This window comes from Halohasta litorea, from assembly GCF_024494645.1.
Classification (GTDB): Archaea; Halobacteriota; Halobacteria; order Halobacteriales; family Haloferacaceae; genus Halohasta; species Halohasta litorea.
The window spans coordinates 14,682-28,710 of the sequence record NZ_JANHDJ010000008.1; the positions used below are offsets into that span (position 1 = coordinate 14,682).

Genomic DNA, 14,029 nt, shown 5'->3' on the forward strand with positions numbered 1-14,029 from the left:
TTTGTTGAGACTACAGGAACTGAGGGCTATTTCGGGTTACTCCGAATCCCGTTCGATGTACCACGTCGTCCCACCGCTGTAACCCCATTTAGTGATGGAAAACTCGGACGCTGAACCTTGGAGTTGGAAGAGCAAAGCACCAATTTCTTTCGCGGACAGATCTGTCTCTGCGGCTATCTTCCTGCTTTTGAAGTAGTGATGCCCGTCTGCGATTTTTCGACGAAGATAAGCTTCTAGTGCCGTGCGTTTCACGCTGCCCTTCGGTTGGGACTCGGATTCCGCTTCCATATCAGGGGAGAAGCGGCCCTACGCTTATCAGCAATTTCCGAAATTACGCACTGTTCCCACACGAGTCGGGCACAAATTAGCCCGAAATGGCCAGAGTCATCTCGAATTCCCGAACACGACTGAATAGAAAAACGAACCTATATAAGCCGAGTAGACTGTGATTTTATTAAATGCGACAGTTGCTATGGTGGCTCATTGGGGGCTCCCGTGGCGGGCGAAACCGGTTACGGATCGTCCGCACGCTGGAAGAGCGTCCAATGAACACCAATCAGCTGTCGAATGAATTGGACCTGAACTACAAAACGGTCCAACACCACCTAGAAGTCTTGGAGGAGAACAACATCGTGACCACGCAAGGGGATGACTACGGAAAACTGTACTTTCTCACTGATAGAATGATGAACAATCTTGACATCCTCAAAGAGGTTGTGGAGCAAACGGACTTCGATACCAATGAATCGTGACCTCAAACCGCGGTCAATAACAGCGCTCGTAACGGGCATAGCGATTATCCTGGCATTCGGCCTCGTATTTGTGTTGCCCGAGCGTTTGTATACGCCACCTTGGGGTATGCTTCCGCCTGAAATAGCGGTGCTCCTCCAGATTAAGGTATTTATCACGACACTCAATTTCCTCTTACTCCTCACTCTCACGGCTATTTACACCACCCTCTATCGGGATTTGCCGAACAAGTACACGCTGAGTCTCCTTCTGCTTAGCCTCACGCTTTTGCTCTATGCATTTACCTCGAACCCTGTCGTGCAAGTGGTGTTTGGGTTCCGTCCTCGTCCGAATATCGGCGTGTTTGGCTTCCTTCCGGACTTGTTCATCGGTATTGCGATTATGGTATTGCTATACCAGAGCCAAACCTGAATGTGAAGAGAACCAGTCTGAGAATTCAGAACATGAGTTTCGGAATCAAGGACGGTTTCACGCGTGTTCTCTGGAAAGCAGTGATGAATCTACACACTATATCTTGTACAGCTCTACCTTACAACTTCGAGATAGGTACCGTTGTTTCACCGTCTTCGGTAAGAGCTATAACTGAATTTATTCAGGGTGAACAGTGAAAATGTAGTTGATATTATCAATAGAATATTGGTCCACAAATAACTATTTAAGAAGGTTCATTAGCAACTATCTATCACAAATGGGTCAAACTAAACAACTGGTAAAACAACTCCCATGGTCTGATATTGGACTATTAATTAGTATCCCAATGATTCTCGCTGCACTGCACTTTCTAACACCTGATTCTATATATACTGATCTGTGGTTCTACTATAACGATCCCAGTATCGAATCAGCATGGACAGCAGCATACACTCATGGAAGTAACGGGCACTTGTTCTACAATTTGGGTTCGTACACGCTCACAGTCGGCATCGCGTACTGGTTATTGACCGTTTTCGTTGATGCACGGAGAGTATTTTGGATTTCCTTTGTATCCCTGTTACTTCTCACTCCATTCATCACAACTGCTATCGATTACGGTATTGTGTACCAGTATTATGAGCTGTTCCCAAGTGACGCAGATTCAAAGGGGTTCTCAGGTATAATCGGCGGGTTGGCTGGGATGACACTCGGTGGGATAGGCGTATATGTCGCACGACAATATGGTATCTGGCCAGGCCTACATTCAGTAGTTGGAACTGGATTGGCAGCAGTGGGCTTCCTCTCAGTATTTCACGGCACGTTATCGGCTCAAACAGGACTTCTGCTGATTTTCGGGCTTACTGTGATCAGTGCAATGTATATCTCATTTGACGACATAAAGAGCTGGAGTCAGATTAAAAAGACAATGGATGAATACAACGATCCAATCGTAGTGATCGTTGGGTTCGGAATAATTGTCTGTACATTTGTGTACGCACTGATTCCAATTGATGTGATACAGTCGGGGAGTTTCGTTAACATATTTGCCCACGGAACTGGATTTGTTTTCGGAACGTTACTGACTGGAATAGTAGCAATGATTGAGTAACTGCCTCACTGAATTATTCATAGAATATATCATATTTCTGTCCAAATTCACCCCCCTCATTTGTAACTGGATAAATTCGATTAAGCTACATTATAATAATATCACTGACTAGTGTTTTGTAGGTGGTGCTACCTTCCGAACCTGTGGATTCCAACGAAGTACGCTTAATCACGGTTGGTCGACCCTTCTTTTGAGTCTTGCACCAGAATACCCAACTCCTATGAGATGTGGCAGGAATCGACTGCTGAATACACCGCGCATATGGTCACCAACTCAGCGTTCAGCAACTACCGGCGTCTGGTTGTCTTCCCATACGACTACTGGAGCAGGCTTCCGAGAAATATCGATTTTGAATACTGCTTCACTCTTCGACTTGATTTAGGAGTCGAAGTGGTTAGGCTCGATTTGCGACAACCGCATCGCATTCCCGGTCACGCCAAGGCTCATCCCCATATCACCGACAACAACCGCAATCGCGACGCTCACCAGTCCTAGTGGCACGCCGAGTGCGAGCAGGAGTTTCACGCCGAGACTCGCCCAGATGTTCTGCCGGATCACGCCGTTGGCCGTGTGCGATAGCTCGTACAAATACGGCAGCTTCCCGACATCGTCGCCCATCAGCGCGATGTCTGCAGTCTCCAACGCGGTGTCCGTGCCGGCTGCGCCCATCGCGATACCGACCTTTGCGGTGGCAAGCGCGGGCGCATCGTTGATACCGTCGCCGACCATCGCCACGTCGCCATACTCCGCCTGCAACTCCTCAACTGCATCGACCTTCTCATCTGGAAGGAGTTCGGCACGGTACTCGTCGACGCCGACCTGCTCGGCGATGGCCCGCGCGGTGCCCTCATTGTCGCCGGTCAGCATCACCACGCGCTCGATGCCCAGCTCATGCAGGCGCTGGACAGCCCGCTTCGAGGCCGGGCGTACCTCGTCGGCGATAGCGATGGCGCCCAACAATTTCGACTCCGTACCGACGATAACGACCGTTTTACCCTCCTGCTCCAGCGCGGAGAGTGCTTCCTCGGCGAACGCTCCATCGTCGGACTCGGCCGCCTCGTTCGCCATGACGCCGCCGTCCGTCTCGTGGCGTGCCCGAGAGAGATCGAAGCCCAGCTCCTCGAAGAGCGCAAGCTTGCCCGCATAGTACGTCTCGCCGTCGATTTCTCCACGGATGCCTTTCCCGGTGAGGCTCTCGAAGCCAGTGGGGTCGGGCAGATCGCCTACGTCCGCCTCATCGGCGCGGGCGAGGATCGCCGTAGCGATGGGATGCTCACTGCGGCGCTCGAGCCCGGCAGCGCGACGGAGCAGATCTTTCTCAATGGTTCCGCCGACCGGAACGACGTCTGTGACGGCGAGTTCGCCCTTGGTGAGCGTCCCGGTCTTGTCAACGGCGACGGCGTCGACCTCGCCCATCGCCTCGAGGTAGTTGCCGCCCTTGATCAGGACGCCGTTCTTGGCGGCGCTGGTGATTCCCGACACCACGGACACTGGAGTCGAGATGACGAATGCACACGGGCAGGCGATCACCAGCAGGGTGAGCCCGCGGATGAACCACGTCTGCCAGTCGCCCGCGAAGCTGAACCCGTACCCGGCCACCTGGACTGAGATGGGGTCGGCTATGACCAGCGGCGGGATGGCGACAGTCAGGATCGCCAGCACGACCACAAGCGGCGTGTAGTAGCCCGAGAACCGGTCGACGAACTGCTCGGTGTCGGTCTTCTTCGCCTGTGCGCCCTGCACCATCTCGATGATGCGCGAGAGCGTCGAGTCACCTGCCGTCGACGTGACTTCGACCTCGATGTAGCCCTCCTCGTTGATTGCACCGGCGTACACCTCGTCGCCGGCAGTCTTGTCGACGGGAACGCTCTCGCCAGTGATCGGCGACTGGTCGACCGCGCTCTCGCCCTCCACGACCGTCCCGTCGAGTGGGATCTTGTCGCCCGGTCGGACGACCACGGTCTCACCGACTTCCACCTCGTCAGCGGGCACCGTCACTTCCTCGCCATCTCGCATGACGGTGGCTTCGTCGGGCGACAGCTCCATCAGCTCGCGTAGGGAGTCTCGTGCCCTGTCCATCGCGTAGTCCTCAAGCAGTTCGGCGATGCTAAACAGCACCGCGAGGGTAGCTGCCTCGACGAAGTAGCCGATACCGGTCGCGGCGATGATCGCCGTCCCCATCAGCAGGTCGATGTCGAGACTCCGATTCTTCGCGGAGTAGTACCCGCTGCGGACGACGGGGACGCCACTGACTGCAACGGCGCCGAGGAACAGCACGTCCGCGACGTGCAGCGGATAGTCGAGGACGCTCGCCACCGCGACGTTCTGGCTCATAAAGAGGAACTCGAAGAGGAGGCCGAGCGTGACGAACGCCGCGCCGAGCCACGTCTTCTTCGCGCGAGGACTCATCCAGACCTCCGACGGTGGCGCGATGTCGACGCCGTCTGTCGCCTGGTTGCCCTCATCATCGCCCCCGGCGTCCGAGCCCCCGATGACCTCGTAGCCAGCGCCTTCAATCGCCTTGACTACGTCGGCTTCGCTGGTGCGGTCAGGGTCGTACGTGACGTTGGCAGTGCCGGTGGTCGGCTGAAGTGTGGCGTCGATAATGCCGTCGACACGCTGGAGGCTCTTGTCCACCTTTTGGGCGCAAGAGGGACAGTCCATCTCGGGGACGGCGAGTCGAGCGGTCAGCTCACGTCGCTGTCCGCCGTCGCCGCTTGCTGCCCCCGCTACATTCGGGTTCTCTGTCATCACGTCACGGTAGGAGCGGGAGTTCGATATATCTTTGTTGGAATATTCCGACTACGGGCGTCAGTGCGATGCCAGCCGTTCTTCCGCTACCCAATCGCCGGCGACATGTTCCTTCGCCAAATATTCTTCCGCCCGACGGAGCCGGTAAGTGAGTGTTGACCGTGGCACGTTGAGATGCTCGGCCAGCTCGCCAGCGTCGACCTCGCGGGGCGACTCGTAATAGCCGTGTTCGATCGCGGCCTGAAGAGCGGCCTTCTGGGCTGGCGGTAGGCCGCTCGGTGTCCCGTCGCTTCCCCCAACTGATGTTGCTGTGTCTGCGGTTCGGAGCATCTCCATTTGTGCACACTCCCCGACGGCGACTTCGAGAGTGTCGAAGAACGCCGCCAGGTCACCATCGCCGGAGTGGATGAGTCGCCACGTGTAGTGGCGGCCCTCGTGGCGGGTCTCGAATAGGACGCCGTCGCCGAGGTAGTCTCGAGCGATATGGGGGACTGAGGCGCAGGTGGGAGTACGCTCCCAGTCGGAGTACAGGACGAGCGTGTCGTCCGTCCGATCCAGCACACGAGTCGTCTGCGTGGCGCCGCAACCCTCGGTGGCGAGACAGTCAGCGTAGTAGTCGCCGTTGAGAAAGGCGTCCTCAATGGCGTCGAGCGCCTCAGGAGTTCCGGTAGCATGGTCGACCCGCCAGAGATGCTCGGCAGTGGCGTGCAGCGAGAGCGAGCGGACGCGGGCGTCGGGGTGGTCGGAGAGGGCGTCTGCTACCCTGTTACAGCCCGGGACGTATTCGAGGGCGAAGGCGAATTCACGCATATATCCCTGTAAGGCCTACTACGACATAACCCATATCCCGGGGCCGGGTCTACTGATGGGAATCAAATCACGTCGTCCGGATCGTGGACTTCCTGCATTCGCTGCGCTTCGGCCGCGTATTGCTCTTGGAGGTCGGGGTCATCGACCGTGCCGAGATTGTCGGGTTCAGCATCGACTGCTGCTGTCGTATCGCGGACATCGGTAAATGAGGTTAGCGCCCGCTCTTTCCGATAGTACTGTTCGCCATCGGGCGTTGCGTAGGTGAGGATGATCAAGTTTTGCTCGTCATCAGAGTACGTCCGTTCGACAAGCCATACACGAACGTCGCCCTTAAATTGATTTGTCATACTAAGGCGTTCCCCGGTATACACTAAGGAGTTGGTGTGATAGAACGGTTGGCATACCCAGCTGCGAATTGACAGATACCGGAGATACAAGACTCAGATAGTAAAGTGTCACTAGGTTTGTTATTCAGGCCGTGTAAATCCCACACCCCTATCGAGGTCGTCGGAAATATAAGAGAAACTTTAACAAACTCATCCCCGTCTGGTGTCGCCAAAAGAGCCATAGTTGACTAAATGCTCAGTCAATATATGCAGCCCTCCAATTCAGTGGTCGGCGTGGGCCAGTCACCCGAAGCCATCCGAAACCGCGAAGGACAACTCTCGCCATTCGAGTGGTACGCTGAAATGCGTCGGGAAGCGCCGGTTCATTTCGACGAACAACGAGAGATGTGGGATGTATTCCGGTACGAAGACGTCAAGCACGTGCTCAAGGATCACGACGCGTTTACGGCTAACCGTGCATTCGGAGCCGACGAGTCGGCAGGTAGCGGCGACGATATGCCGATGCTGCAGACGATGATCACGACCGATCCACCCGAACATGACCGCCTTCGAGGGTTCGTCAATGACCGATTCCAACCGGGGGCGGTACGGGAGTACCAACCGCAAGTGGAGGAGATGACGAAGAATTTATTGAACGACCTCCCGGACGAGGGGACGTTTGACTTCGTCGACGAGTTTTCGATTCCGCTCCCTGTAATCGTTATCGCCGAACTGCTGGGAATCCCTGACGACCGGCGGGATCAGTTCAGGGAGTGGTCGAATGCACTCGTTGCGCGCCCCGAAGACGACACGTCGGAAGAAATCCAACGGGTCCAACGGGAACAGGAACGGGCCCAGAAGGAGATGGGTAGGTATTTCGCGACGCTACTGGCGGAGCGTCAGGGAGGTAATGGCGACGACCTGATCACGCTGGCAGCAAATACGGAGGCATTGAACAGGGGAGAACGGATCGGATTCTGTATGTTGCTCCTCCTTGCGGGGAACATCACAACGACGAATCTCCTCACCAACGCGATCTGGGCCTTCGAAGCCCACGGCGTAACGGACGCGGTTCGGACGGGAGAGGTCGACCGTCAACTGGCCATCGAGGAGGTACTTCGATACCGGTCTCCAATTCAATCATTGAAGCGTATCGCCACCAAGGATGTCGAGCTAAACAACCAACAGGTTCAGGCTGGAGACGTCGTGACACTTTGGTTGGGTGCTGCAAACCGTGATCCGGAAATCTTCGACGCACCCGAGACATTCCGTCCCGAGCGGCATCCAAACCGTCATATAGCGTTCGGAACGGGCGTTCACTTCTGTTTAGGTGCGCATCTCGCTCGGATGGAAGCAGACATCGCCCTCAACTACCTGCTTGAGCATTTCGAACGGTTGGATGCGGATCTCTCGGAGCTCCAGCCGTTGAACTTCCTCCACGGTCTCGAGTCGCTTCCCTGTGAAGTACGTCGGACCGCGTAACTGGACGCATAGCAGTCCTACTTTTCTCGAATATCTTGTGCAGAATTAGCGGATCAATATAGTCGACAGGTCGCTCAATCAGTTGCTTGTCCACCGTCGACGGGGACAATTACAGACCCAACAACGTTGCGACCGATTACCAATCAAGTTCTTCCCCCAAACCAAACGAATTGAAAACAATATCCGAGAGAATATTATTTATACAATACATACTGGGAACAAAATACATCAAGTGTTGTTTAGTTCGTCTTCATTATGTTCCTTGTCGGCTAAGAGTCTGTACTCAATGTAGTTGTCTAGTTCTGAAAGGATGGATCGACGGCTCCCTGTTGTCACGCGTTCAAATATATCGCCACTAACAAGTGTTACTAAAAAATCCGCAACCAGATCCGGGTCCGTCTCCCTAAAATCGCCGGATTCGATACCATCCTGTATTATTTGTTGTACTGATTCACGAAAAATATCATGTGATTGATTGAAGCACTTTTGGTATTCTTCGTCCTGTGCTGCCTGTGTCCGCAATTCAATCAGTACCTTCTCGTACTTCTGGTCTGGTTGCTCACTAGTTTCAGGAATGACTTGATCAAAGAGACTCCGAAGTCGGGTTTCCGAGTCTCCCTCGTCGGAAACGGGCATTCCTATTTGTTCAAACCGTTCAAGGAGGTGATCGAGGAGATCTATTAAGAGATCGTCTTTTCCATCATAATGGTAGAAAATCAGTCCCTGTGACTTTGGAAAATACTGGCCGATTCGGTCGATCGTGAGGTCGGCATATCCGTGTTCGGCAAGCGCATCAAACGTAGCTTTCAGGATAGCTATCTGGGTATCTTCGGGCTCGTCGGAAAAGAGAGGGTCCCTTTGTTCCATACTGTCTAACTCCTCCTGCTTCTAATTAGTAGTTCTTCTGTTTCGGCCAATCGGCCGCTGTGTCAAATCGACAAATTAATCCACCGCCCCCAATTTTATTGAGTAATCAGTCAAAATGTTCTCGTCTATCAATACTGACGGATGGACGTTCAATTGGATCAACCGCTTACAGCCCCATAGACAGCAACGTAACCCCACGATACTGGAAATCCTTGTCAAGGGATCCGTTAGTGCAGGAGTCGTCGACCGGAGGCGGAGCTGATGTCACTGGCTGAGAGGGTTGAAACGGCGGTAGAACGTCTCAACAATACAATCGTAGACCGCCCACGTGCAGTTATCATCGTATTTTTGCTACTTACGGGAGTCTTCGTCGGCGGGCTAGGATCTATACAGGTCGACGCCGGCGGGCTTGACGCGTTCACAGAGGGGCTTCCGGAACAGGAGGCCCTCGATGACGTTAATGAGAATTTCGGGGATCCGTTTCAGCCAGACACAGAAACGACGCAACTCATTCGGACGGATAGCAATGTCCTAACCAAAGAGGCACTGGTCCGTGAGGCTCTTGTTTTGGAACGCATTGCGGAACACGGTGACCTCCGGATGGAGGGGGCTAGTGGGCCGGCTCCGCTTATTGCCCAGCAGCTAAACCCATCAGCGACGGCACCGGAAGAGTACCGACGAACCCTCGAACGTGCGTCCCGGTCCGAAATCAGACAGACTGTTCGAGAGCTCGAAGGAAATTCCCAATTTACTGGATCTCTATCTGATTCTTTCAATCCGACCAGTGTCTCAGCATCTGCATCGATCACAACGATATCACATGGCTTTCCTGCGAATGTTGACAATGATGATCTGACTGCTATCCAGACAGATATCCAAGAGATCGCTAACGATATGCCGGGCGACATTCGTGCCTTCGGGTCAGGAAACACCCGAGCTGAGATATCTCAATCCATGACAGATTCGCTCCTCATTGTGATGCCACTAGTGGTTCTATTGTTACTATTTTTCTTGGTGGTCGCATATCGTGACCCAATTGACGTGGTGTTGGGATTGGTCGCGCTTGTAATGACGATTGTCTGGACGTTTGGGTTCCTCGGATATGCACGGATTCCGTTCAGCCAACAGATGATCTCTGTTCCGGTGTTACTGCTTGCTGTTGGCGTCGACTTCGGTATTCACATCGTCAATCGCTATCGAGAGGAAACCGAACGTGGGTTCGAGCCGATCGAGGCGATGCGAGAAGCGAACACCCAACTCATGGTCGCGTTCATCATTGTCACAGTGACAGCGGTGTTCGGGTTCGGTGCAAACGTTATTTCCGACCTTCCACCGATCCGGAACCTGGGTATCGCCTCGGCAGTCGGTATTATCTTCACGTTTCTTATTTTCGGGCTCTTTTTACCAGCAGCCAAACTGGTGAGCGATGACATACGTACACGTCTCGGAATCCCGGAGTTCAATTCAACGCCGATCGCGTCGGAAGGGTCGTTCCTCAGTCGGCTGTTAGCCTTTCCTGCGCAAGTCAGTCAGTACGCCCCAACGGTGATCGTCTTTGGATTAGTCCTCTCAGGGGGTGTTGTCGGCGTGTATGGTGCTGGAGTCGACACGTCATTCGAAAACGAGGATTTCCTTCCGCCCGAGGAGATTCCAGCCTACCTCACGGAGTTGCCTGAGCCATTCAGTCCGAGCGAGTATACGATCACATCAACTCTCAATGTGCTTGATAACAAATTCGGAAACAGTCAGGGTGATACTGTAAAATTATATGTCCAAGGAAACTTTAAAGAAGACCACGCACTCGAAGCCCTTGCAGTTCCGAACGAAGATCCGCCAGAGTCATTTGCAGTTGGACCGAGCGGGCAAGCAGAAGTACAAAGCATCGTGACCGTCATCGAATCTCATGCGAATCAAGACGATGAATTCGCCGCCTTGGTTGCCCGGAATGACCTGAACGACAACGGAATTCCCGACCGGAATCTCGGACGGATTTACGACGAACTGTTTGCCTCCTCGGCGAGTGCACAGGCCGAACAGTACCTCACTGAGGATTATCAATCCGTTCAGCTCGAATATCAGGCTGACGCTGATGTCTCACAGACGGAAGCAGCCGCTGATGGAGCTGAGTTAGCAGAGCAGTTCCGGAGCGAAGCGATGGCGACAGGGAGTGTCGTCGTCACGACAACGGTGATGGACCGTATCTTCCAGTCGGCGGTTCAAGGGCTCGTCATTGCAGTCGTATTAACTGCTGTCTTCCTTGTGATTATATACGGCATCTTGGAACGGAAACCACTGCTTGGGATAGTTAATGTCTTCCCGATACTGATTGCAATCGCATTTTTGCTTGGGACGATGCGATATATGGCCATCACGCTGAATGCACTGACAGCAACGATTCTCTCTATCTCAGTAGGGGTTGGAATCGCGTATTCAGTGCATACGACCCATCGGTTCATTGATGAATACGATGCTACGACGGGTGCACATGAAGCAATGATGACAACACTGACAGGGACTGGTGGCGCATTATTCGGAAGTATGCTCACAACCGCTCTGGGAACTGGTGCACTCGCATTAGCGATTACCCCGATTCTCGGCAACTTCGGGGTTTTAATTGCCATGAGTGTCACCTATTCGTTCCTGATGGCGATAATCGCCCTCCCACCCGCAGTATTGCTCTGGGAACGAGTACACCAATGGGATCTATTGGCGCATCTTCGATCAGCACAGTAGTAGGTCGAATTACGTTTCAGATTCAATTATGGTCACATCGATCGTTCTCCTGTGAGCTACTGTGGTCGACGTTCCTAATAATTGAGATTAACGGGCACTGCACTCTAGTTAGTGGCCTCTGGGATAGCGTTCGATTAGAGTTCGATCTCTATATACAACCCGGACAGCTCACACCATCAAATACACTCGATAAACTGGCGTAACTACACTGGGCCAAGCGTAGACTCTTTCCAAAGACGCAAACAGTTTTCACACCACGAGCGGTGACCTGAAGGATATAGCTTCATTGATTTTCTCTCTGATGCAGAATTTTCACCACACAATGGGCCATTATCAAATGGGATGTGCATTTTACCTCCACTCCGTCCAGTTACATATATTTCAGCTACATGATCTTCTACCTCTAACGCAATCTCCTGAAATTCCATACCTAGTGGATACACTGGATGAATATAGAGTTATTGACTGAGTACTCAATTAACACTGGCCTCAGTAGATCATATCTCAGTAATTACTTGTGAAAATAGGTCGAGAACATTCTGTGTCATTCGCAACTTGACCCCAAAGTGATGTTGCGAATGACTGCTCTCACGTTCACGAGGTAGACGGTTTCTCAGCAGTGTTGACGCCCGATTAAGGGTAAATACGGGCGGAAATCAGCTTCTTCGAACAGTGTTGTTAGATACAACTAAACTAACAGTGAAAGATATATGGCTGCGAAAAGATATCTCTCTCGACGGGCTGACCCGAAACGGATGTTACCTATCGGTCTCTATTCGGCTTCAAAATCACTTTAAAAGCCTTCTTGAATCGCTCCTTTGTCGTGAAGCAACTACTCGTCCCACTCTGGATATCCATCACAGCGACCGGCTGTTCGAAGAGTGGATCACGGTTAGAGTATCTCTTCCCCGATACTAGATGTCACCGTTTGGAGAGCCTCTTCAGCTGCGGAGAACTCCGCTGTCGATTCGAAATGAAGTGTGTCTGGTCGTGACAGGCCGATCCGTGAAGAGACCCAACTGACTGCCTGCCCGATTTGACCCTGCTCTGACTCGTACCATCGCAGTTCGATGGCCAACTCTCCTGGACGCGGTTCAACCGACGCGAGTCGAGAGAGGTCATGGCAAACATTCTCAAGACAGAGGGACGGTGGAGAGATGCTACATTCCACACTGGTGTCTTCCCATTCCGCCATTGGACGGTTCGGGAGAACTACTGCCGGTTCGCCATTGATGGCGTTCTGGACAGCGTTGATAATTCCATTAGACAACTCGTTATCAATCGTGAATATTTCGTGTTCAGGAACGTATCGAAGATACGTTTCTGCGTCACGTACGAGTTCGATTTTCCGCACGCCATGGACACGGGCACCTCCAGTCATCTCTAAAAGTGATTCAATCACTTCTAATGAACTATCAGACACGTCAATTTCGTATCTCACAGCATCATTACGACCGGTTCGTGAAAAGCTGTCGTCCAGCTCCTGGATCATCGAGGGGTAGTCGTCAGCGACTGTCTCTATCTCGATCAATAGGACTAGCCGGTCCGCGAAGGACGACGCGGCCTGGATAGCCTTGAATAGTATTGCACCATGACGTGGCGTACCCTCTATCGGATAACTCGCAACGAGAGTGTGAGTGGGATTATACTGAGTCAAGTTTCTATCAGATAGGAAGGCCAACTGGGGGCTTAACAGTTAGTCCTGCCTGCCGTCTCGTTCGGTGGGGAATCCCTGTTGTATCCGGTAGCACACTCAAAGAGGACGAATACTACTTTCCTATGCTCTTTGGCTAATGGAAACGCCGACAGGTGACCACGCAGGGATTACAGTATACGATTCTGGCGGGATTGCCGGAACGATCGTTAATGATTCTGCTGATGCAGTCGCGTTGGGTCGTGAAACCTACCAGAGATATCGTGAACAGGCGCAGAGAATCCCTACTTCTACGGTTTGAGCCTCACCTGTAACGGAGTCTGTGACTGTGAGTGTATAATATAATTGGGACCGATCACATTAATTATACAACGAACAGGAAGGTCCGACAGGATCACAGCGTATGGGATGTCAGCTCACTGGTTTTCGAGGGCATCAAGGATGCATGCGGCGACGACCACTGCTTCTTTCGGGACAGTGCTAGCGTCGTCAATGCTGACTGTGTAGGTATCTCGCAACGAAAACTTCCCTTCGATGTCGCCGACATGATCGCCGTTGGCATCGAATATCTCGTACTTGTTTGGGATAAGGTTCGCAACGGAGACGAGGTGTCGGAGCGCCGCCAAGGGTTTGCTCTTCGATCGAATTGTCGCTAGTGACTCTCCCGTGTCGGGGTCACGGACCGTCCAGTTCTCCACGAACAGCGAGAAGTCTTCGTCGAGGACAACGACCTCTTCGCCGGTACCCGCGTCCGTGATCGCATAGTTCCCCGCCACATCCAAAATGCCGCCAGCCTTCACCGTGAACGCGTCCTCGTCGTTCCCGTTCACGAACGGGAACTCCTCTTTCATCTTGAACATCTTCTGCTTCCCGCGCAGGACGGCGTTACCAGCGCTGTCGCGGACGACGTACTTGTTCCGGATTGCCGACTGTTTGACCTCGTAGCGATCATCGTTAAGATCGACTGTGGAGATGTTGTACGGGGTCGACGTCGATCCGGACAGAGAGGGCATGGGTTCAGATGGCTCACGTTCGCAAAAAAGCTTTCCGCTCGGATCGATAGTCTATGAGCGACAGAACATCCACGAGTATACTTCGAACACGCAAGCAGATACTGCAGTATCTCCCCGCTGG

General features: G+C 53.0%; 13 protein-coding genes. 6 read left to right on the forward strand and 7 right to left on the reverse strand.

What is annotated here, in order from left to right:
* Positions 1 to 36: 36 nt before the first annotated feature.
* Entirely contained in the window at positions 37 to 288 is a 252-nt protein-coding gene (locus NO877_RS19935) for a DUF7123 family protein (RefSeq protein ID WP_425492961.1), read from the reverse strand.
* A 170-nt stretch (positions 289 to 458) separates the two neighbouring features.
* On the opposite strand from NO877_RS19935, the gene NO877_RS17020 reads away from it, so the two are divergent.
* From NO877_RS17020 to NO877_RS17030, 3 genes are all read left to right on the forward strand, one after another.
* Positions 459 to 752, forward strand: a complete 294-nt coding sequence (locus NO877_RS17020; protein WP_256397558.1) for an ArsR/SmtB family transcription factor — start codon at positions 459 to 461, stop codon at positions 750 to 752.
* Positions 742 to 1,161 (forward strand): DUF8036 family membrane protein, encoded by a 420-nt coding sequence (locus NO877_RS17025; protein WP_256397559.1) that lies wholly within the window; start codon positions 742 to 744, stop codon positions 1,159 to 1,161. The genes NO877_RS17020 and NO877_RS17025 overlap by 11 nt, the downstream gene beginning before the upstream one ends.
* 346 nt (positions 1,162 to 1,507) lie before the next feature.
* The gene (locus tag NO877_RS17030) at positions 1,508 to 2,272 is read left to right on the forward strand and encodes a hypothetical protein (RefSeq protein ID WP_256397560.1); all 765 of its coding nucleotides are present in this window, start codon (positions 1,508 to 1,510) and stop codon (positions 2,270 to 2,272) included.
* 378 nt (positions 2,273 to 2,650) lie between these two features.
* Here the strand turns inward: NO877_RS17030 and NO877_RS17035 are convergent, their stop codons facing one another.
* The 3 genes from NO877_RS17035 to NO877_RS17045 form a co-directional block, all read right to left on the reverse strand.
* A complete protein-coding gene (locus NO877_RS17035) occupies positions 2,651 to 5,023 on the reverse strand; it encodes a heavy metal translocating P-type ATPase (protein WP_256397561.1) in 2,373 nt (790 codons plus the stop codon).
* A 60-nt stretch (positions 5,024 to 5,083) separates the two neighbouring features.
* Positions 5,084 to 5,833 (reverse strand): helix-turn-helix domain-containing protein, encoded by a 750-nt coding sequence (locus NO877_RS17040; protein ID WP_256397562.1) that lies wholly within the window; start codon positions 5,831 to 5,833, stop codon positions 5,084 to 5,086.
* 62 nt (positions 5,834 to 5,895) lie between these two features.
* A complete protein-coding gene (locus NO877_RS17045) occupies positions 5,896 to 6,180 on the reverse strand; it encodes a DUF7967 family protein (RefSeq protein ID WP_256397563.1) in 285 nt (94 codons plus the stop codon).
* 246 nt (positions 6,181 to 6,426) lie between these two features.
* On the opposite strand from NO877_RS17045, the gene NO877_RS17050 reads away from it, so the two are divergent.
* Positions 6,427 to 7,641: a cytochrome P450 gene (locus NO877_RS17050; RefSeq protein WP_256397564.1), complete on the forward strand. Its 1,215-nt coding sequence runs from the start codon at positions 6,427 to 6,429 to the stop codon at positions 7,639 to 7,641.
* Between the two features lie 228 nt (positions 7,642 to 7,869).
* Here NO877_RS17050 and NO877_RS17055 read toward each other — a convergent pair whose 3' ends face one another.
* Positions 7,870 to 8,508 carry a TetR/AcrR family transcriptional regulator gene (locus tag NO877_RS17055; RefSeq protein WP_256397565.1) on the reverse strand — a complete coding sequence of 213 codons (639 nt, stop codon included), beginning with the start codon at positions 8,506 to 8,508 and terminating at the stop codon, positions 7,870 to 7,872.
* 261 nt (positions 8,509 to 8,769) lie between these two features.
* Between NO877_RS17055 and NO877_RS17060 the strand changes: the two genes are divergently transcribed.
* Entirely contained in the window at positions 8,770 to 11,241 is a 2,472-nt protein-coding gene (locus NO877_RS17060; RefSeq protein WP_256397566.1) for an efflux RND transporter permease subunit, read from the forward strand.
* An 892-nt stretch (positions 11,242 to 12,133) separates the two neighbouring features.
* Here the strand turns inward: NO877_RS17060 and NO877_RS17065 are convergent.
* Positions 12,134 to 12,733: a hypothetical protein gene (locus NO877_RS17065; protein ID WP_256397567.1), complete on the reverse strand. Its 600-nt coding sequence runs from the start codon at positions 12,731 to 12,733 to the stop codon at positions 12,134 to 12,136.
* A 274-nt stretch (positions 12,734 to 13,007) separates the two neighbouring features.
* Between NO877_RS17065 and NO877_RS19940 the strand changes: the two genes are divergently transcribed.
* Positions 13,008 to 13,196 (forward strand): transcriptional regulator FilR1 domain-containing protein, encoded by a 189-nt coding sequence (locus NO877_RS19940; protein ID WP_425492964.1) that lies wholly within the window; start codon positions 13,008 to 13,010, stop codon positions 13,194 to 13,196.
* Positions 13,197 to 13,311: 115 nt separating this feature from the next.
* Here the strand turns inward: NO877_RS19940 and NO877_RS17070 are convergent, their stop codons facing one another.
* Positions 13,312 to 13,908 carry an LURP-one-related/scramblase family protein gene (locus tag NO877_RS17070; protein WP_256397568.1) on the reverse strand — a complete coding sequence of 199 codons (597 nt, stop codon included), beginning with the start codon at positions 13,906 to 13,908 and terminating at the stop codon, positions 13,312 to 13,314.
* Positions 13,909 to 14,029: the final 121 nt, after the last annotated feature.